16 protein-coding genes are annotated in these 21,103 nt (G+C 65.5%); 11 read left to right on the forward strand and 5 right to left on the reverse strand.

Annotated features, from left to right (window positions below):
* From HY699_18720 to HY699_18740, 5 genes are all read right to left on the reverse strand, one after another.
* A complete protein-coding gene (locus tag HY699_18720; protein MBI4517845.1) occupies positions 1-1,035 on the reverse strand; it encodes an ABC transporter permease in 1,035 nt (344 codons plus the stop codon).
* Complete coding sequence (locus HY699_18725; protein ID MBI4517846.1) at positions 1,023-2,531, reverse strand: ABC transporter ATP-binding protein; 1,509 nt, start codon at positions 2,529-2,531, stop codon at positions 1,023-1,025. The genes HY699_18720 and HY699_18725 overlap by 13 nt, the downstream gene beginning before the upstream one ends.
* A gap of 86 nt (positions 2,532-2,617) precedes the next feature.
* Positions 2,618-3,610: a BMP family protein gene (locus HY699_18730; GenBank protein MBI4517847.1), complete on the reverse strand. Its 993-nt coding sequence runs from the start codon at positions 3,608-3,610 to the stop codon at positions 2,618-2,620.
* 52 nt (positions 3,611-3,662) lie between these two features.
* Complete coding sequence (locus HY699_18735; GenBank protein MBI4517848.1) at positions 3,663-6,479, reverse strand: molybdopterin-dependent oxidoreductase; 2,817 nt, start codon at positions 6,477-6,479, stop codon at positions 3,663-3,665.
* Positions 6,480-6,581: 102 nt separating this feature from the next.
* Positions 6,582-7,616, reverse strand: a complete 1,035-nt coding sequence (locus tag HY699_18740) for a 4Fe-4S dicluster domain-containing protein (GenBank protein ID MBI4517849.1) — start codon at positions 7,614-7,616, stop codon at positions 6,582-6,584.
* A gap of 668 nt (positions 7,617-8,284) precedes the next feature.
* Between HY699_18740 and HY699_18745 the strand changes: the two genes are divergently transcribed.
* The 11 genes from HY699_18745 to HY699_18795 all read left to right on the forward strand — a co-directional run bounded on the left by HY699_18745 (position 8,285) and on the right by HY699_18795 (position 21,014).
* On the forward strand, positions 8,285-8,506 hold the full coding sequence (locus HY699_18745) for a hypothetical protein (GenBank protein MBI4517850.1): 222 nt from the start codon (positions 8,285-8,287) through the stop codon (positions 8,504-8,506).
* Positions 8,507-8,539: 33 nt separating this feature from the next.
* Positions 8,540-11,623, forward strand: coding sequence for a site-specific DNA-methyltransferase (locus HY699_18750; protein ID MBI4517851.1), 3,084 nt, complete (start codon positions 8,540-8,542; stop codon positions 11,621-11,623).
* A 50-nt stretch (positions 11,624-11,673) separates the two neighbouring features.
* Positions 11,674-12,669, forward strand: coding sequence for an ATP-binding protein (locus HY699_18755; protein MBI4517852.1), 996 nt, complete (start codon positions 11,674-11,676; stop codon positions 12,667-12,669).
* A gap of 3 nt (positions 12,670-12,672) precedes the next feature.
* Positions 12,673-15,006: a S8 family peptidase gene (locus tag HY699_18760; GenBank protein MBI4517853.1), complete on the forward strand. Its 2,334-nt coding sequence runs from the start codon at positions 12,673-12,675 to the stop codon at positions 15,004-15,006.
* A 33-nt stretch (positions 15,007-15,039) separates the two neighbouring features.
* On the forward strand, positions 15,040-15,189 hold the full coding sequence (locus HY699_18765) for a hypothetical protein (protein ID MBI4517854.1): 150 nt from the start codon (positions 15,040-15,042) through the stop codon (positions 15,187-15,189).
* A gap of 64 nt (positions 15,190-15,253) precedes the next feature.
* Positions 15,254-15,508 (forward strand): type II toxin-antitoxin system MqsA family antitoxin, encoded by a 255-nt coding sequence (locus HY699_18770; protein ID MBI4517855.1) that lies wholly within the window; start codon positions 15,254-15,256, stop codon positions 15,506-15,508.
* Positions 15,505-18,576 (forward strand): DEAD/DEAH box helicase family protein, encoded by a 3,072-nt coding sequence (locus tag HY699_18775; protein MBI4517856.1) that lies wholly within the window; start codon positions 15,505-15,507, stop codon positions 18,574-18,576. The genes HY699_18770 and HY699_18775 overlap by 4 nt, the downstream gene beginning before the upstream one ends.
* 21 nt (positions 18,577-18,597) lie before the next feature.
* On the forward strand, positions 18,598-18,816 hold the full coding sequence (locus HY699_18780) for a hypothetical protein (GenBank protein ID MBI4517857.1): 219 nt from the start codon (positions 18,598-18,600) through the stop codon (positions 18,814-18,816).
* Between the two features lie 84 nt (positions 18,817-18,900).
* Positions 18,901-19,206 carry a hypothetical protein gene (locus HY699_18785; GenBank protein MBI4517858.1) on the forward strand — a complete coding sequence of 102 codons (306 nt, stop codon included), beginning with the start codon at positions 18,901-18,903 and terminating at the stop codon, positions 19,204-19,206.
* On the forward strand, positions 19,203-19,583 hold the full coding sequence (locus HY699_18790; protein ID MBI4517859.1) for a hypothetical protein: 381 nt from the start codon (positions 19,203-19,205) through the stop codon (positions 19,581-19,583). Before HY699_18785 ends, HY699_18790 begins: the two co-directional genes overlap by 4 nt.
* A 558-nt stretch (positions 19,584-20,141) precedes the next feature.
* Positions 20,142-21,014, forward strand: a complete 873-nt coding sequence (locus HY699_18795; GenBank protein MBI4517860.1) for an amidohydrolase — start codon at positions 20,142-20,144, stop codon at positions 21,012-21,014.
* The last annotated feature ends 89 nt before the right edge of the window (positions 21,015-21,103 follow it).

Consider the following 21,103-nt stretch of genomic DNA (forward strand, 5'->3'; position numbering starts at 1 on the left):
TCACTGCGCGCTCGGCGCCGGGCGCTGGGGCAGCCAGCGCCCGTGCTCGACGGCAACCAAGAAGAGAATTACGATCGCCTGAATGATCGAAACCAAAACCGCCGAGACACCGGCTTCCCGTTGCATCGCGTTCGAGCCGGCCTCGAGCGCACCGAAGAGCAGCGCCGCCGCCAGCACGCCGGCAGGCGCCAGCCGCCCGAGCAGACCGACCGCGATTGCGGTGAAGCCGTAGCCCGGAGAAAAGCGCTCGTAGAGCCGGAAGGTGACGGCGCAGACCTCGATGCCGCCGGCCAAGCCCGCCAGCGCCCCGCTGATGAGCATCGCCACCACCAGCCGGCGTTCAACCGGAACGCCGGCCAGCCGCGCGGCCACGGCATTGGCACCGGCAGCGCGCAGCTCGTAGCCCAGCACCGTGCGGTAGAGCAGCACGTGGAGACACAACACCGCCAGTGCAGCAACGAGCAGCCCCGCGTGCAGACGCAGCCCCGCAGCCAATCGCGGCAGCCGCAGCGCGGCTAACAGCGCATCGGTCTGCGGATAGCGCCCGCCGGCTTCCATCAACGGTCCCTGGACCAGATAGCCGATCAGCCCGAGCGCGACGAAGTTGAGCATGATCGTACCGATGACCTCGTTCACGTCGCGGGTCACTTTCAAGACGGCGGCGATTGCCGCCCAGGCCGCGCCGGCGGCGGCCGCCGCCAGCAGGAGCAGCGGCAGACCAACCGCGCCCGGTAACGGCAGGCGGCTGCCGGCCCAGGCCGCCACTAGCGCACCCATCAGCAGCTGCCCCTCTGCACCGATGTTCCACACCCCGCTCTGGAAGGCGAGCGCCACCGCCAGCCCGCACAACAGCAGCGGGCAGGTCTTCACCAGCGTCTCGGACAGGCTGTCGGCGCTCCCGCACGCACCGTCAAACAGGGCGGCCAGTGCACGCGCCGGGCTGGCGCCGGTGAGCGCCACCACCCCGGCGCTGACCAGCAGGGCGGCAGCCAATGCCGCCAGCGACGGCAGCAGCCGCGCCGTCAGCTCGCGCACGGCTCAGCTCCCGCCATCAGGCGGCCGATCGCTTCGGCGGTCACTGGTGGTGCCAGCGCCGCACTGAGGCGGCCGCCGTAGAGCACGGCGAAGCGATGACTGAGATCGAGTACTTCGTCGAGGTCGCTGGAGATCAACACCACCGCGCGGCCGCCGGCGACAAATGCCGCCAGCGCCGCGTACACCGCCTGGGCGGCGGCGATGTCGAGCCCGCGCGTCGGATCCACCGCCAGCAGCACCTCCGGCTGCGCCGCCAGCTGGCGGCCGACGATCAGCCGCTGCTGATTGCCGCCCGACAACGAGGCTACCGGCGTGGTGAGCGCGTCGGTTTGCACCGCTTGGCGCTCCACCAAGTCGCGCGCGAATGCCAGTGCAGTACGGCGCCGCAGCCAGATCCCGTCGCGCACGCGCCCGAGCACGGCGCAATTGAGCAGCGCATTATCCGCGACACTCATGGTGAGGGCCAGCCCCTCGCGCTGGCGATCGGGGGGAATGTTGCCGATGCCGCCGGCGGCGGCCGCCGCCGGTGAAGTCAGCAACACCCGCCGGCCGTTCACCTCCACTGCACCAGCGCTCAGCGGCCGCAGCCCGAGCAGCGCCTCGAACAGCTCCTGCTGCCCGTTGCCGGCGACGCCGGCGATGCCGAATATCTCGCCGGCACGGACCGCAAACGTGACCTGGTGCAAGGCGCGGCCGTCCGTGGCCTTGGTAGACAGCCCCGCCACTCGCAGCTGTCCCGCCGCCGGCGCCAAAGGCGCCTGGCAGGCTTGCCGCGGCGGCGCCGGCGCCCCGATCATCAGCACCGCCATTTCAGCCTCGCTGGTCTCCGACACTGCGCGCGTGGCCACCACCCGTCCCCGCCGCATCACGGTGACACGGTCGGCGAGTTCGCCGACTTCGCGCAGCTTGTGGGTGATGAACAAGATCAGCGCACCGCCAGCGCGCAGCCGGCGCAGCAAGCCGAACAGCTGCACGATCTCGGCCCGGGTGAGTACGGCGGTGGGCTCGTCCAATATCAGGATGCGCGCGTTGCCGGCCAGCGCCTTGACGATCTCGAGGCGTTGGCGCACGCCCACCGGCAGCTGTCCGGTGAGCGCGCGCGGATCACCGATGTCGAGCCCGAGTTTACCCGCCAGCTCGGTTGCCTGCTGCACCGCGGTGGCGGCAGAAAGCCGTAAGCGCGGCCGGTCCGGGTGACTGAGCGCGAGGTTCTCCGCCACCGTGAGCGCGTCGACCAGAGTGAAGTGCTGGTGCACCATGCCGATGCCGGCGCGGCGCGCCGCCACTGGCGAGCGGAAGTGCACCGCTTGGCGGTCGAGATAAATGGCGCCGGCGTCGGGCCGATACAAGCCCGACAAGACGTGCATGAGGGTCGATTTTCCGGCACCGTTCTCGCCCAGCACGGCGTGGATTTCGCCCGGCGGGAATTCGAGCGTAACCGCGTCCAGCGCCTGAACCCGACCGAAACGCTTGCTGATGGCGGTGAGGCTGAGCATGGCTTGGCGGACCGCTTATGGCCTATGCCACGCCGCCCGGCAACCGTGCGAGCAATCCGTTGCTCTGGGCGCGGCGAGCCGGCGCCTCAGAACTCGGCCGTCGGCACTTGCAGTGTGCCGGCCAGAACGGCGGCGCGGGCTTGCTCGATCCGTTCCTTGGCTGCGCCAGGAATTCGGCCGGCCAGCCGCGGATTGAGCTCGAACGCCACCACGCCGTCCTTCATGCCCAGACGTTCGATCTTGCCGACGAACGATCTCTGCTGCACTTCTTTGGCCACGCTGAGAAAGCCGCGGGGGATATCGGCGCTGGCGCTGGCGATGACCACATCCGGCGCCACCTCGTTCTGGTTCTTGTTGCTGCCGAAGGCGTAGACCTGGCGCTCGTGCGCGGCTTGGAAGACGCCGAGCCCGGCGGCGTCGGCGTTGTGGAACAAGAAGTCGGCCCCTTGCTGCACCAGCGCCAGCGCTGCCGCCTTCGCCGCTCCAACGTCCTCCCAGTTGCCGATGTAGGTGACCGCGACGGTGAAGTCGGGGCGCACGGACTTAGCCCCGGCCTCGAAGGCGAGGATGGTGCTCTTCACCGACGGCAGCTCGATGCCGCCGACGGCGCCGGCCTTGCCGGTTTGTGACATCAGCGCCGCCAGCATGCCCTCCAGGTAGGTCGCCTCTTCCAGCAGGAAGCGCAGCGGCGCGACGTTCTTACGCACGGTGTTGCCCGAGGTGGTAATGAATACGGTATCGGGAAAGTCCGGCGCCACCGCCGCCGCCGCGTCTTGAAACTCGAAGCCGTGGCCGATGACCAGATCGAAGCCGCGGCGGGCGTAGCTGCGGAAGCCCTCTTCGAATTCTGCCGGCGTCTTGGTTTGAATCTGGCTGATCTCGGCGCCGAGTTGATCGCGAATCAGCAGCAGCCCCTCGTATGCCAGCGCGTTCCAACCGGCGTCGCTGACCGGCCCGGGACTGAGCAAGGCAACCTTCAAGCCGGCAGCCGGCGACGCCCCCGGCGGCGTCTCCGAGGGCGAACAGGCAGTGAGCCCGAGGGCAACCACGGCCACCCAAACAAAGCACAGAATTCGCATTGCGCCGCCTATAGCCAAGCGGCGCCGCGGCGGCAAGGTGGCTCGGCGGCCGTCAGGTGGTGCGAGACCTTTCGAGGTTCACGCGCACGGCGCGATCCACCGGCGTCGGCTGCCATTGCAGCGCCCAGTAGCGTAGGTGGCCGTAGCCGCCGGCCAGGTGCAGCCACTTCACCAAGCCCGGCTCGATGTCCATCGGCCCGCGCCAGTTGCGGAACATGTACGGCTCCCAGCCGTTGTAGACGATCACCTGACCGGGCATGACGTTGGGCGCCACCTTGGCCGGCACGAAAAACTCGCCCATGTCGTTCCACACCCGCACTTCATCACCATCGGTGATGCCGCGGGCGCGCGCGTCGTCGCTGTTGATCACGGCGTGGGGCTGGCCGCGATGGGTGCGCAGCAGCAGCGGATTGGTGGTGTTCATCGAATGGATGCTCCAGCGATTGTGGCCGCTGGTGAGCACGAACGGATGATCGCCGCCCATCTTGGGATTCTCTTTGTGCGCCGGCAGCGCCTCGCCGGCTTCGAGAAACCAGTCGTGCTCGATGTAGAACTGCGCCCGCCGCGTCAGCGTCGGATACGGTAGCTTCTTCTCGACGTGCCAGCGCGAGTGGGCATGGGTCTCGTCCGCCTTGAGATCGCTGGCTTGGTTGATCGCGAACGGCGAGATGCCCCAGTCGGTGAAGCGCATGTATCCCTTCTCGCGCATCGCCTGCAAGTCGGTTCCCTCCGGGATGGTGCCGCACACCACCGTGTCGGCCAGCATCTCCTCGGAGGCGTCTTCTTCGGTAACGAGCGCGCCGTCGAGAGTGAAGCGGCGGGTGAGGTCGCTCAGGTTGTACGACATGCCGCGCCGGCTCTGGTACTCGGTGAAGCCGCGGGCACGCGCCCGCTCGCTGATCTTGGCCGCGAGCAAGCGGGCGATCTCCCATTCCGTCTTCGACTCGCCGGCGGCTTCCGTCGCCTTGTCGGAGTAGATCAGCGTCAGCATGTGCGGTGACGGGATGTGAAACCGCGGCGCTTCGTAGTGATTGGCCACCGGCAGCACGAAGTCGGATTGCAGCGCCGTCGTGCTCATGCGGAAGTCCATGGTGACGATGGTCTTGAGCTGCGGCCAGAGGTGCTTCAGCAGCATGTTCTGGCCGCCGCGCACGCGGCGCAGCGTGTTGCCGCCGGCCTGGATCAGCACACGTGGGGGCGTGTCTTCGAGCGGCAGCGCCACGTCTTGCCACCAGCCCTTCTCCATGGCTTCGCGCATGTAGTCGTCGAACGGGCGCGCCATGGTCGGATCGTTCCACTCTTTGCGGTTCCAGTTGTCGCGGTAGCCGCAGTGGCGGTACCAGAAGAAGGCCGGCGGAATCATCCCGCCCAGCCCGGCCATGCGGCAGACCATTTCGATGCGGCACATCTCGTCGGTTCGGGTCGGATCTTCGGCGTGCAGGGCCGCCAGCATGCCGTCGCGCATGGCGAGGAACTCGCGCGTCGCGTCCGTGCCCGGCTGTTCCTTCTGCGCCAGCAGCATCATGCCGTCGAACATGCCGATCGACCAGCAGCCGATGCCCGTCCCCTTGCGGCCCCAGTTGCCGGTAAGCCCCAGCAGCAGCGTGATCGAGCGCACCATCAAGTCGCCGTGGAAATACTTCAGGGAGGTGCCGCCGGCCCACACGGCGGTCCGCTTGGCCGCCACCTTGCGGGCGAGCCGGCGAATCTGATCGGGATGCACGCCGCAGATCTTGGAGGCGCGCTCGGGTTCGTACGCTTGCAAGTGGGCCTTGAGCAGTTCGAACACCGGCGTCACGGCGACGCGCGCGCCGCCGGCCAGCGTCACCTCGTAGCGCCCCGAGAGAGCCGGGTCGACGTCACCCAGCGTGAGCGAGGCGCGCGGCGCTTCGGCCACCTTACCGGTGCACGTATCGAAGACGTAAAACTGCTCCTCGCTCCCGCCCGCTTTCAGATCGCTCTCGCGCAGGAAATGCCCGGTGTCGGTGCGTGCGAGGAACGGCAGATCGGTCTGCTCTTTGACGAACGCGGCGTTGTAGATGCCTTCGTCGATGATCACCTTGCACATCGAGAGCGCCCAGGCCGCGTCGGTGCCGGGGCGCACCGGCAGATGAGTATCGACCAGTTGCGTCGAGGGGCTGTTGTCCGGCGCGAAGATCACGACCTCGGCGCCGTTGTAACGCGCCTCCACCATGTAGTGGTACGACGCCATCACCGTGTAGACCGGGTTGGCCTGGAAGACGATGATCAGCTCGCTGTGAAAGGAGTCATCGAGGCTGCTGCACAGGTTGAACTTTCCGAACGTGAGGTAGAGGCCGGGGCTGAAGTCGTTGATCTCGGCGTTGACGTCGGTGACCAGGCTGCCGATCATGCGGAACAGGCGGCCGAGGCCGACCATGTTCCACGGCACGCCTTCGGCGCCGAGCAGCTCGATGATCGACTCGGGGCCGTTTTCTTGGATCGCGTCGAGCACGGAGTCGGCGATGGCGGTGAGCGCGTCGTCCCAAGTGACGCGCTGCCAGCGCCCCTCGCCGCGCTCACCGGCGCGCCGCAGCGGGTAGAGCACGCGGTCGGGGGCGTCGATGGTCTGGCTCCAGCACACGCCTTTCTGGCAGCCGAGCGGGTTCATGTCGGGGACGCCCTTCTCGATCGTCGGGAAGTTTCCGGCCTGCTCCTCGCGCACGATCTTGCCGTCGCGCACGTAGACGCGCATCGGGCAGTTGCCGGGGTAGCAATCGACGGTGTGTGTGCCCCACACCACCTTGTCCCAGCGCCAGACATCACGGTAGCGATCTTCCGTGGCCGGACGCGGCGTGCCGGTCAGCGATTTTTCGTAAGCACGAACGACAGTACGAGTAGCTTGATCCATAGGGAGTCTCCTCGTTGAACGTAGGGCGGGCCGTGCCTGCCGCGCTTCTGTCTCAATCGCGATAAAGGCTGGCCGGCACCGCCGGCCCTACGGATTCTTCCATTACTTCCAGGTGATCTCCGCCGGGTCGCGGGTGAATGGGCCGAGCATTTCCTTCCACTCGTAAGCGATCAGCGTCTTGACGATCTCGGACGGCTCGCCCCGGCGGCGCTTGGCGATCTCACCTTCGAGGGTCTGCATCGCGGTTCCAACACCCGCACCGAAGAGTGATTCGAGATAGCCGATCGGGATGCGGCGTTGGGATTCATCGAGCGAGCCGTCGGGCCGGATTCGCGGCGGCGACAGGGGCGGGATGTAGAAGACGTTGGGCTCGGTGTTCCATTCCGGATGCAGCGGCAGCGCCAACCCCCAGCGGTGCACCAGCTTGTGCACGGCGCTGTTCTGATCGTCGATGAAGCCGACGAAGACCGCGCGCCCGGCGCATTGGCGCGCGCAGGCCGGGGCCACGCCCTTCTCGATGCGCGGGAAGCAGCCGATGCAGTGCTGGCTCACGCGCCGCGTCTCGTTGAAATAGATCTTCTTGTACGGACAAGCGCGGATGCACTGCTGCGAGCCGCGGCACTTGTCTTCGTCGCGCAAGACGAGCCCATCCTCCGGCCGCTTGTACATGGCGTCGTGCGGACAGGCTTCGACGCACGACGGCCGCGTGCAGTGATTGCAGAGGCGCGGCAGATAGAAGAAGTAGGCGTTGGGGTACTCGCCCGCGCCTTGGTCCTCATCCCAGTTCATGCCCCACTTCGGCGGTGGTCCGTTGGGATGCAAGAACTCCTGCTGGCCCGCGCCCGAGGCGTACACCTGATCGAAGTTGAACTGCCACGCGGCGCCGGTTTCCTCGGCACTCGGCAGGCGCCCGAGGGTGAGCTGCCCGGCTGCGTCGTACCCGCCGCCCATCTGCTCGTAGTCGCGCGGCGTACCGCGGCCCGGTTGGGTGTTCACGGAGCACCACCACATCGCGTCGGTCCCGTCGCCCTGCGTCCACAGGACCTTGCAGGCCACCGAGCAGGTCTGGCAGCCGATGCAGCGGTTGAGATCGACGACCCAGGCGAGCTGATGTTGTCCATTATTCGCGGCGTTCATCTTTGCCTCCTGCGGCCAGCGACGAGCGGCGGGCGCGGCGCCCGGTGATCGCCCGCAGCCGCTGGGACCTTGTAACATATCTCCGCCCGTCTCCATCCTCGCGCGATGACGCAGGTCAAGGAAACCGATGACGAAGGAGGCGGGGGATGGCGGAACTATCGGGCGCGCTAGTTCGAGGGGACGATACGAGTTTGCGTCATGCAGCCCGTGATCCGAGCGGAGAATCCGGAAGCAGTACGCGATCGACGAAGCCCGTCGGCGATCTCCTTCAGAATTGGCAGCTCCTACCACGTCGATCACGCGACGCGGGCACGCCGCATGGATCCTCGCTCCCGTGAAACGGCGGACAAGTCGAGCGGTTGACGAGTGCTGAAGCTGGCTGGCGTTGTTGGTGGCGCCAGCGTCGAGGTTGACGCGGTGTGCGGTCTGTTGGAAGAAGCTCGCGGCCTGTGACGGGAACAAGGTGATCGACGGAGGGCTCGCGCCAAGGCGCCAAGCCGCGAAGGGGGATCGGGAAACTCGGCCGAGCAGGAATCGCATGAGGGGCGACACCGGGAATTGCACATCCACCACCGTTCAAGCTCCGAGGCTTCGCGCCTTGGCGGCTGGCGCGAGAGAGATTGTCCGGGGCAACTGTGGGTTCAAGACCGTGAGCCGAGGAGCGAACGGTGACGCTGCTTGATCTGCTTAAACTGGAGTGGACCTTCTTCGGGCTGAAGGCCCCGCGCTTCGCGTGGGCCGGTGGCGGCGGTTTGCTGCTCGTCACGCTGCTTATTCTGGGCTGGCTGTGGTTCCGAGTGCTGCGCGGGACGCTGAAATCGCGGAGTATGCCGGCCGACTTCCGCGTCGGTTTCCACCTCGCTCGCTTGAAGTTGATACCGGCCCTGTGATTTGAACCGGCCCTGGTTGATCACGGGGGCTCGATGGCCAAGCAGGTGCGCAGAGTTGGTGGCAGCCGCAGGCGCCCGACGCCGACCGCGGCGGGGGACGGGCCGGTTCGCGAGTACCGCCACGACTCGAAGCGCAAGAACATTCCACCCGCGGGGTTGGCGGCGCAGGGGGTGGTGCGTGAGGCGCCGAAGTTGCACTTCGGCTACAACCCGCACCTGCCGCCGGTGCTGCGCTTCGATCCGGAGGCGGTGCCGGATCAGTTGCCGGAGCTGCTGGAGGTCGCGCGCACGCGGGCGCGCACGGCCGAGGAAGCGCGGATGCTCGCCGATGGATTGCGCCACCACGAGCCGTGGCTGGAGTGGGCGGGCAAGCGCGAGAAGAAGGGCTTCGAGGTCGAGCCGGTCGCCCTCCACATCCACGAGCGCGTCGCCACGCAGGCGATCCTGAGCGTCGCGGCGCGCCAGGACGTGCAGCGCGATTTCTTCGCCGATCCGCAGCTCGAATACCGCAAGGCGATTCAGTTCTACCAACACGACGTCGACTGGACGAACCGCATGATCCTCGGCGACTCGCTGCAAGTGATGGCCAGCCTCGCCCGCCGCGAAGACCTCGCCGGCAAGGTCCAGATGATCTACATGGACCCGCCCTACGGCATCAAGTTCGCGTCCAACTTCCAACCCGAGATCGGCAAGCGCGACGTGAAGGACAAAGCCACCGACCTCACGCGCGAGCCCGAGATGGTGAAGGCGTATCGCGACACGTGGACGCTGGGCGTACATTCCTATCTCTCGTATTTGCGCGACCGCATGATTCTGTGCCGGGAGTTACTGGCAGATACGGGCACCATCTTCGTGCAAATCTCGGACGAGAATCTGCACCGCGTCCGCTGCGTGATGGACGAAGTGTTCGGGCCCGCGAATCTAGTCTGCCTTATTTCATTCGCAACAAGCGGTGGCCGCGCCGCGGCTCAACTGCCCGTGACTTCGAACTACCTGCTTTGGTACGCCAGGGACATCTTGATCATGAAATTTCGACGCCTGTTTCAGGGAAAAGACCGGGGAGGAACGGGCTCTGGGGAATTCTCTTGGGTGACCCTGAAAGACGGACAGTGCAGGAGAACGACCGCAGGAGAAAATGCGGACCTTTCACTGCTTCCGACAGACTTCGAGCTGTGCATCCCAAGCGACCTCACATCTTCTCACGAGTACATCCGAGACGAAGTCCCTTATGAGGGGCAGACGTTCCAGCCAGGCAAGAGGTATTGGTCAACCTCCGTGGCAGGCATGCTTCGACTTGGTAATGCGGGGAGACTGATCGTGCAAGGCCGCACCCTTCGCTTCAAGCGGTTGTTCTCCGATTTCCCGTATAGCGAGTACGACAACACATGGACGGATACCGCGGCGCGTGGTTTCTTTGAGGAGAAGATTTACACGGTACAAACCAGCGCCCGAATCATCGAGCGCTGCATGCTGATGACCACTGACCCCGGAGACCTCGTCCTTGACCCGACTTGCGGGAGCGGCACAACTGCGCACGTCGCAGAACAATGGGCGAGACGCTGGGTGACGATCGACACCAGCCGGGTGGCACTAGCATTGGCGCGCCAGCGGCTGCTGACGGCGCGCTTCGACTACTACAAGTTGCGGCGGATCAACGGCGACGATCTGCGGCGCAACAAAGATGGCCCGTGGCTGACGGATAACGCCGGCATCCTCAACGGCCCGTGCACGTTCGACTGCAAGACCGTTCCGCACGTCACGCTCAAGAGCATCGCGCAGAACGTTGCGCTCGATGCAATCTTCAAGCGGCATCAACCGGTCCTCGACGCGAAGTTGCATGCGCTCAACGCCGCGCTGAAGAAGACAACGCCTGAGCTGCGCTCGACGCTGAGCGCGAAGCTGGCGGCGAAAGAACGGATCGAGGGCCGGCGCGCGGTGAGCGACGCGGATCGCCGCCGCTGGCTGTTGCCGAAGACCGAGTGGCGCGAATGGGAGGTTCCGTTCGATGTCGACGAGGCGTGGCCGGCGGAGCTGAAGACGGCGCTCGCCGAGTACCGCGCGGCGTGGCGCGCGAAGATGGACGAGGTGAACGCCTGCATCGCCGCCAACGCCGAGCAGGAGGAGTTGGTCGATCAGCCGCAGATCGAGCGCGGCGTCGTGCGCGTCGCCGGTCCGTTCACGATGGAAGCCGTGATGCCGGCCGAGGAGTCGCTCGACGAGCCGACTCCCATCGGCGGCGAACCGGAAGTGCTGCAGACGTTCGGAGCGGCTGACTCCGGCGGCGCGGCACCCGCCAACGAACCGGCGAACGCCGAAGCGTACCTCGACAAGATGTTACGCCTACTGCGCGCCGACGGCGTGCGCTTCCCGAACAACAAGGTTGCCAAGTTCAGCCGCCTCGAACCGTTTCAGGGCGAGTTCCTGCACGGCGAAGGCGACTGGAGCGCAGGAAACGGCGAGCGTCGTGTGGCGGTGTCGATCGGCCCGCAGTTCGGGCCGGTGACCGCCTACCAGGTCGAGAACGCGTTGCGGCAAGCACACCGCCGCGGCTTCGATGACCTCGTCTTCGCCGGCTTCAGCTTCGACGGCTCGGCGCAGGGCGCGATCCAAGACGATCCGGATCTGAAGGTGCGCTGTCACCTCGCGCACATCCGCCCCGACGTGAACATGGGCGATCTGCTCAAGGAGACGCCGAACAGCCAGCTCTTCACCGTCTTCGGCATGCCGCGCACCGATTTGCGCAAGCTGAAGGACGGCATGTTCGAAATCGAGATGCAGGGCGTCGACATCTACAACCCGGTGGAGAACACGCTGCTGCCCACCAATGCCGACAAGGTCGCCGCGTGGTTCCTCGACACCGACTACGACGGGCGCACGTTCTGCATCACGCAGGCGTTCTTCCCCGACAAGAGCGCCTGGGACAAGCTGGCGCGTGCGCTCAAAGGCGTCATCGATGAAGAGCGTTTCGCCGCGCTCAGCGGGACGGTATCGCTGCCATTCCCGGCCGGCGAGCATCGGCGCGTCGCGGTAAAGGTGATCGACCCGCGCGGCAACGAAGTGATGCGCGTGCATCGGCTGCCGGGCGGAAAGGGAGAGGCGCGCTATGTGGGGGAGTGAAGCCATGGACGAGAGGGCGCAAGTCGGCTCGGGGCGAGGGGAGGGAACCCATGGCTACCGGTAAGCTCCTTCGCCAGCTCATCAAATCAGGAGTGGAGGGCAACCTGGAGGGCTTTCGCTCCGCCTCGGAGGAAGTGATCAAAGAAGAGCGGCAGAAACAGCATCATCTGCTCGCCAACGATTTGGAGCGGCTCCTGTACGGCCGGCCAAAGCAGATCGGTCACTCGCTCGGGGGTGCGATGGACAAGGTACCCGTCGATCGAGAGCGCAATCTGGCGCTGATCGACCTCCGTGAACCTGTGCGGCGGCGGGATGATGTCGTGCTCTCGGACGAGACAAGCTCCGCCGTCGAAGAGGTGCTTCAGGAGCAACATCACCAAGAGCGGCTCGCGAGCTATGGCCTGCGCGCCGCCGATCGCCTGCTGTTCTACGGTCCGCCGGGTTGCGGCAAGACCCTCACGGCCGAGGTGATCGCCTCTGAGCTGGGGCTGCCCCTCGCAATCGTGCGGGTGGACGCCGTGGTGTCGTCCTATCTCGGCGAGACGGCAGCCAACCTGCGCAAGGTTTTCGATTTCGCGGCGGCAAGCGCCGCCGTCGTGCTCTTCGATGAGTTCGACGCCCTGGCCAAGGAACGCGCGGACGAAGCGGAACACGGCGAACTACGGCGCGTGGTTAACGCCGTGCTCCAGATGATGGATGCCTACACCGGCCGTAGCGTGTTGATTGCCGCCACCAACCACGAACGCATGTTGGATGTGGCCGTCTGGCGGCGGTTCGAAGAGGTGCTGTTGTTCGAGCCGCCAAACCTTGAGCAACTGCGGCGGCTGCTGGCCTTGAAACTGCGTGGGGTACGGCGCGAGTTTGAGGTCGAGGATGCGGCGGCGACGGCTCTCTTTACCGGCATGGCGCATGCGGATGTGGAGCGGGTGCTCCGCCGGGCTATCAAGGACATGGTGCTGGCGGGGCATGAGTTCCTCACGCTGCGGCATCTGGAGACCGCGGCGTGCCGCGAGCGGCCGCGGCAGGCGCGCACCGCAGGGAAGTAAGGCGTGCCCGAGACCTACCCCCATTTGCGACTCCTCCGCGAGCAGCCGGTCAATCCGCGACGGCCTAGGCTGGCGCCCATTCGGGTCGCGCCACCTGAGGACTCCAGGCAATTCGGCGCCAATCTCCAACGAAGCCTTCAATCGGCTCGTGAGCGCACAGCACAGGATGTCGGCGGATTCGACGACCGGCGACTCATCAAGCTAGAGCTGAGCGCGCCAATCGACCCGGCCGAGTTCCAGAAGCTCTCACGCGAAATCGAGATCGTCAGCCAGGAGGACCAGGCCGTTGTCCTTGCTTTTGCGACGGATGCGGCGCTTGCGGCGTTCGAGGCGAGGCTTGCCACGCTCGTCCGTGGTGAGATGCCCACCTATCGCAATCTGTTGTTCGCACTTAAGGGGTTCGATCATTGGACGGAGGACGACCGCACGGGCTGGGCTTTGAGGCAGGAAGGCTTTCCCGATGCGAGCCTCTTCCTCCTCGATGCCGAACTCTGGCCGGTGTCGCGAGCGACGGGACGCGACCAGAGTTGGCAGGCCTTCGAGTCATGGATGCGAGAGCAAGGCATCGAAAAGCTGGATGCCGTGAAGCAGGCGGAGCTGGTGTTATACAGGCTCCGGATCAACCGCGACCAGGCCACGCTGCTGCTGCGCCACCGTGATGTGCGCACAGTTGATCTGCCGCCACGTTACGGTCTGGGGGTTGCCCTGTTGCAAACGGACATCAAACAGCTGCCGCCCGTTCCCGCACCGGCGGCGAACGCCCCAGGCGTTGTCGTGCTCGACAGCGGTCTGGCGACGGGACATCCGCTACTCGCCCCAGCAGTGGGCGATGCGCAGAGCTTTGTGGCGGGCTTCGGATCTGATGATCAGCATGGTCATGGCACCCATGTCGCCGGCCTCGCGCTCTATGGCGACATAGAAGGCGCGTTGCGCACGGGTGCGCTGGCGCCAGCGTTGCGTTTGTTCAGCGGGCGCATCCTCGATGCGGACAATGCCAACGAGTCGAAACTGATCGAAAACCAGGTGGATGAAGCAGTCCGCTACTTCCACCGCGAGTATGGCTGCCGGGTCTTCAACCTCTCGTACGGAGACCTGCGCAAGCCGTATCTCGGGCAACATGTGCGTGGCCTTGCGGTGACACTGGACCGACTCGCGCGAGAGATGCGCGTCCTGTTCGTGGTTCCGACCGGGAATTTCGAGGGTACCGACACCGTTCCTGCGGACTGGCGCGAGGACTACCCGCGCTACCTACTCAGGGACGATGCGAGGCTTCTCGACCCAGCGCCAGCGCTCAACGTCCTGACCGTGGGCAGCATCGCGCGTTGGGACGCGACCTTCAACGCCCAGCGGTATCAGGGCGATCCCACGGAACAGCCGATCGCCAGGCACGATCAACCGTCTCCCTTCACGCGTTCAGGACCCTCCGTGAAGAATGCGATCAAACCGGATCTCGTCGCTTATGGTGGGAACTGGGCTGTAAACCTGCGGACGGCCAACCGCTGGATGGTGCGGCAGGGGCTGGGTGAGCTATCAACGTGCAAGGACTTCGCTCTCGGCCGTTTGCTCGCCGAGGAAGCGGGGACGAGCTTCGCTGCGCCGCACGTTGCCCACCTCGCTGCGCGTATCCTCGCTGAGCACCTCGATGCAGACCACAACCTGCTGCGCGCCCTGCTCGTCGCACACGCGCGCTGGCCCGAGCCATGCGACGGGCTGTTGCCCGACAAGGACGAGCGCATACGCGTGTGCGGCTACGGCAAGGTGGGGGAATCGGCGCTTGAGCGCTCGACGGAACAGGAAGTAACCCTGATTGCCAACGATACGATTCCCGACCGCTGCCACCACTTCTATGAGGTGCCATTGCCGGATGCCTTCTTCGAAGGCCGACAACGCAGCCGGGAAATCACGGTTGCGCTGGCGCACAGCCCGGCGGTGCGCACGACTCGGATGGCATACAAGAGCTGCGATATCGAGTTTCGCCTCGTGTGGGCCGAAGACCTTACCGCCGTCACCCGTATGTTTAACGCAGCTACCTCGCGAGAGGAGTATCAGCGCATCGCGGAGGCCCACGGGGCACGTGTCGGCTCTCGGAGGCGTGGTGCGGGCACTGTCCAGGCGGATACGTGGACCGTGCGGCGCGTGACCACTCAACGGCGAGCGCAGCGACTGTTTCTGGTGGTCACGCGCGTTGACGAAAGCTGGGGTCGCGAGTTTACCCTAAGCGAGGAACCGTACGCGATCGACGTGGTGCTGCGTGACCGCGAGAACGTCGAGGCGAGGCTGTATGCACAAATCCAGGCACGGTTGCGCGCTCGTGCGCAGGCTCGTGTGCGCGCCTGACTACCACCCTGACAGCGAGGAGGGGGTCGGTGCATGACCAAGAAAGCAACGAAGCTGGCCGATCTACGAATAGAGCCGCCGCCGCGCGCGAGGCTCTCGGCTCAGGAACCGCTGAAGCGGATGCGCGGGTTCGACCCTCGGAAGGACGATTTCGTTGCTGCTGTTCGGGCGCGCAAGGGTTGACGTGTACTCAACCTCTAGGGGGCACCCGGCCGAGTGGCTTGAGTTTCGACAACGGAGGTAACCGATGGCTGCGTTCAAGTGCCAGGTCTGCGGTGGCGAAACCGCCAGGAGCCAGCTCGTCAGCGAAGTGTTGGATGTTGGTGGCCGGCGGGTGCTGGTAGAACACATCCCGGCGGACATCTGCGCCCGTTGCGGAAAACCAGCCTTCTCGCGCGAGACCACCGAGCGTATCCGGCAACTGGTGCATGGCGCAGGCCGCCCGGCTCGGACAGTCGCGCTCGACGTCTTCAACCTGGCACAAGGCCCCGCGCCAGCATGAAGCCGCAACAACAACCGCTTCCGGTTCAACCGGTCAACGAACCGATCATCTGCAATCCGTACGAAGAGCCGACGGCGCACTGGGTGTACTCGACGGCGACGGGAGAGGCGCAGCGGATGTCGGGGCGCCGGCCGGCGAGCTATTGGTACAAGACGCAGCGCACTGGCAGCGCGCAACGCGACCTGTTCGCCGAAGAAGAACGCGATGACTTGCCGCTGGTGAACGCCCTGCGCGAGGACGTGAAGCGCTGGCGGCAGGCCAACTACGAAGGCGCCACGCCGGTGACGAAACAGTTGCTCGCGCACTGGACGCGCGCGGATCGGCCGCGACGCTTGTTCTTCTGCCAGCGCGAAGCGGTGGAGACCTTCGTGTACCTCGCCGAGATTCTCGCCTCGAGCAAGCGCCCGCGCTGGCGGCCGGCCCTGAGTGTCGAGGACTACCAGCGGCTCTGCGGCAACGAGCGGCCCTCCATCATGACGCATACCGCACTCGGCGTCTTCCCGAGCTTGGTCGACACGCCGAACGAACCCGGGCTGCCGCGCCTCACGCGTTACGGCTGCAAGATGGCCACCGGTAGCGGCAAGACGGTGGTGATGGGCATGTTGGTGGCGTGGGCGTTCTGCAACCGCGGGCGAGTACCCGGCGATGAGCGCTTCCCCTCAGCCGTGCTGGTGGTCTGCCCGAACCTGACGATCAAGGAACGCTTGCAGGTGTTGCGGCCGGAGAACGACAACAACTTTTACGCGGCCTTCGACCTCGTGCCGTCGCAGCTGATGCCCGAGATCAAGAAGGGCAAGGTGCTGGTGACCAACTGGCACCTGTTTGCCCCCGAGTCGCCACACAGCGAAGGCGGCAAGACCTACACGGTGGTAAACAAAGGCGAGGAGAGCCCGGAAGCCTTTGCGCGCCGGGTGCTGGGCGATCTGTACGAACGCGCGCCGATCATGGTGCTGAACGACGAGGCGCATCATGCGTATCGGCCAGCGCCGGTGGAAGAGGCCGCCCGGCTGTCGGCCGCCGAGAAGGCGGAGCGCGAAGAAGCCACGGTGTGGATTTCCGGGCTCGACCGGATCAACCGCGCATGCGGGATCAAATTCTGCGCCGACCTGTCGGCCACGCCGTTCTACATCCAGGGAAGCGGCTACATCGAAGGCTCGCCCTTTCCGTGGGTGGTGAGCGACTTTGGTTTGGTCGATGCGATCGAGTCGGGCATCGTGAAAATCCCGCGCTTGCCCGTCAGCGACACGACCGGCCGCCCCGAGCCGAAGTATTTCCGCTTGTGGGAGACGATCAACAAGGGGCTCGAACCGGGGGAGCGGCTACCCGGCGGCAAGCCGAAGCCCGAGGTCGTCTGGCGTGACGCGGAGGACGCGCTCATCACGCTCGCCAGCCAGTGGAAGGAGCGCTTCGAGTACATCCGCGACGCCGCGCCCGAGCAGGAGCACACGCCGCCCGTGCTGATCATCGTGTGTGACAACACCGACATCGCCGAGCTCTTCTACCGCAACATCTCGGGCGAAGAGAGCGTTGAGGTCATCAACGACGATGACGAAGAAGACGAGGCCACCGCGGCCAACGGCGGCGGTCGTCGCAAGAAGAAAGCGAAGACCAAAACTGTGTACGGGAACGGCAAGCTGTTCCCGGAGCTATTCTCCAATCGCGAGGGATTCCGCGCGACGCTGCGCATCGACTCGAAGCTCCTGGCGGAAGCCGAGAGCGAAGATCCGAACGCCAACCGGCGCGAGGCGGCTGAAGCGCTGCGCGAGATCGTCGCGACCGTGGGCAAGGCCGGTCAACCCGGCGAGCAGGTGCGTTGTGTCGTGTCCGTGCAGATGCTGACCGAGGGGTGGGACGCCAACAACGTCACCCACATCTTGGGTCTGCGGGCGTTCGGCAGTCAGCTCCTGTGCGAGCAGGTGGTCGGTCGCGGCTTGCGGCGGATGGATTACACGCCCGACCCGCAGACGGGTTTGCTCGCGCCCGAGTACGTCGACGTGTACGGGATTCCGTTCTCCATCATCCCGTTCAAGGGCCGCGAGACGAAGAAGCCGGCGCCTGAGGATAAGCCCAAGAATCACGTGCGCGCGCTGGAAGAGCGCAGGCACTTCGAGATTCGCTTTCCGGTCGTCGAGGGCTACGCGTTTGCGTTGCGGCAAAACCTGATCAAGGCCGACATCGGCGATATGGAGACCCTCCAGTTGGAGCCAAACCGCAACCCGACCGCGGTGTTCGTGAAGCCGCAGGTCGGCTACCAAGTGGGGCGTCCGTCGGTCGGCGGCGGATTTGAGTTCGTCGAACAAGATCGCGAAGCGTTCTACGCCAGCACGCACCTGCAGACGATCAAGTTCGAGATCGCGCGCCAGATCGTGTGGGCGCTGAGCGAAGGTGCCGGCAACGGCAAGCCGAAGCTTCGCCTGCGCTCGCGGCATCAGCTGTTCCCGCAGGTGTTGCGGCTGGTCGACGAGTACGTGACCCGCAAGGTCGATTGGCACGGCTGCGATGCCCGCGAACTGGGGCTGGAGACGTATGTAAAGCGCATCGTCGAACGACTCATCGACGAGATCGAACCCGACGATGACCAGGGCGAGCCGCCGCTCCTCCCGATCTTGAATCGCTACAAACCGGTCGGCTCGACGGCGGATGTCGACTTCAAGACGACGCGACGCTGCGATCCAACGAGCAAGAGCCACATCAACCAAGTCGTGTCGGACACCGCGACGTGGGAGCAGTCCGCCGCGTTCCGATTGGAGCAGTCACGCCACGTGGCGTTCTACGCGCGGAACGATCACTTGGAGTGCGTGATCCCGTACGAGTATCTGGGAGTCAGTCATGCCTACCTGCCGGACTTTCTTGTGCGGCTCACCAACGGCGTGACGCTGCTGTTGGAGATCAAGGGCTACGAGGACAACCAAGATCGTGCGAAGCATCAAGCGGCGCGCCGCTGGGTGGCGGCGGTCAACAATTGGGGCTGCGAGGGGCAGTGGAATTTCCATGTGTGCCGCGACCCGCAGATGCTCGGGCGGGAGCTGGAGTACCTCTGCCGCACGCCGGTCCGCGAGCATAAGTGACGTCGCAGGCGGCGGGCGACGTTGCGGCCGGTACTGGTGACGAATGGCGACCTCACGCGGGGTGCCCGAAGAGAAGCCAGGACACGCGACATCCAGGTCGTTGACGGCGCCGATCTCTGGAAGTTACTCGACGCCACCCCCTGCACCGCGGCTGAAGTGGAAGCCACGGCAGCGCGCCGCCTGGCGAGCATGCGCGACGTGCAGGCGGCCATCGACGCCGCGGCGGGGAGAGTATCGTGATGTTCGCCCGCAGTCGGGCGAGACGACGAGGTGGTAACGCGGTTTGTGGGCCCGGCATCGGTATGGTAGGAGAGACCATAACGAATGGCGAGACGCAGTGGGGTACCTTTACGCACTCAGCGCATTGAGCGCTTGGTTTTCGCTGACGGGTCGTTTCTCGAAGGAACCATCACGCAGTTTGCGCCGTCCCAGCCCATCGGTTTCGACTACCGCCTGGTCTATCTCGCCAGCGATGGCACCGTGCTGATTCTCTATGACAACCAAGGCGGGCATGCCCCGCACCGGCACATCAAGGGAACGCGAGAACCGTATCGTTTTGTCGGGATCGATCAGCTCGTTGACGACTTCCTGAACGACGTGGAGGGCATCCGTCGGGAGGACGAACCATGAAAGTGCGGAGAGTAGTGATGGGCATTCGCAGCGTTGACGACTGGCGCGCGGCGGTGAAACGCGAGGTGAAACGTGCGGCGGCCGGGCGGCGCGTCAGAGCGACCGAGTCGCTCACCTTCGAGAACGCCGCGGCGCTGCGCCATTTCTTCTCCGACAAACGCCTGGAGCTGCTGCGCGCGATCCGGGAGCACCGGCCACGGTCGATCAAGGCTCTGGCTGAGTGCGTCGGCCGGGACTTCAAGAACGTCAGCGCTGAGGTGCACTACCTGTCGCGGCTCGGTTTGGTGGAGCTGGGCAAGGAAACGGGCGCCGGCACCAAAGGTCGCAGAGCTCCGCGGGTCGCCTGCGACCGGATCGAGCTGCGGATTTCGCTGTAGGAGTCAGCAGTGGAGCAGTAATCCGTCTGCGTGTCATCTTGACCCCCCTCAGCGGCGACGACGTCATCGCAATACGCGCGCGCGAGGTCAGACTGATCCAGTGCAAGCACACGCTCTGGGATGCAAGCGTGGACGCCGACGTGATCGCGGAAGTGATCCATCCCTTCGACCGTTACCGCGCTCGCCGGCTTCGGGCCTTCCACGCGCTGGCGACCTCGCGGCCGGTACTCGTGACGAACAGAGACCTCACCCGGCGCGGTCGAAGAGAACCAAGGCTCGCGACATCCGGGTTGTTGCCGGAGCCAATCTCTGGAACAGGCGACCGACGTCGCTCGACGGGGGCCGCACGCAACCCGATCTGGCAGGAACTCCTTCGAGGGAAGGCCCCCCAGCCTGCACGCCAGCGCAAGCTTGCCCGCTAGTGAGCACCAACGCGGACGCCCGCCTCAATCGAGTGGACCCCATGACGCAACGGCTATGACCTGTTCCCCCAGTACGTGGACCCCGGCAGAGATCGGGCAGTCCCGAGCCGTGCCCACACGCATTGGAGCCTCCCACATGAAAGCCATCGACGTTCATGCCCACATCTCGACCCGCGAAGGCACGGTCAGCATGCTCAAGTACCAGAAGGGCATCATGCAATATTACATGAAGATGGAGGTCTCCGACGACCAGGCGATGAGTTTCGCCAAGACCGACGAGCAGATGGCTCAGGACTTCATCGACGCCGACGTGAGGGGCATCCTGGTCGGCTGGGACGCCGAGGCCAACACCGGCCACCCGCGCGTCAGCAACGACTACCTCGCCGATGTCGTCAACCGGTTCCCGCAAGCCTTCATCGGCGCCTTTGCCTGCGTCGACCCGTGGAAGGGGGAGATGGCGCTGCAAGAAATCGAGCACTGCATCCGCGACCTCGGCATGATGGGCGTGAAGTTCCAGCAAGCCGCGCAGGCGTTCTATCCCAACGAACCCCGCTTCCGTCCGATGTGGGACCTGTGCGCTTCGCTGGGCGCGGTGGTCCAGTTCCACACCGGCACCACCGGCCTCGGCGCCGGCTTACCCGGCGGCATGGGCATTCATCTGAAGTACACGCGGGGGATCCCGTACATCGACGACGTCGCCGCCGACTTTCCAAGACTGCAGATCATCTGCTGTCACCCGTCGTGGCCCTGGCAGGAAGACACGATCGCCGTCGTGCTGCACAAGGGCAACGTCAACATCGAGCTGTCCGGCTGGTCTCCGAAATACTTCACCGACTCGCTCAAGCGCGAGATCCGCGGCCGGCTCCAGGACCGTGTGATGTTCGGCTCCGACTATCCGCTCATCCCGCACGCACGGCTGTTCCAGGACTACGAACAGGAAGGCTACCCGCCCGCGATTCTGGAGAAGGTCTACTACAAGAACGCCCAGCGGATTCTGGGGCTGAGCTGAAGCGCTTCGCCCCCGGTTCGCGGTCCCGGCAATAGCTCTGCGCTGCCACCGTTGCTCAAATGCCTGAGCGTCGGCCGTTTGTGGCTCCG

This window comes from Deltaproteobacteria bacterium (assembly GCA_016210005.1).
GTDB lineage: Bacteria > Desulfobacterota > Binatia > HRBIN30 > JACQVA1 > JACQVA1.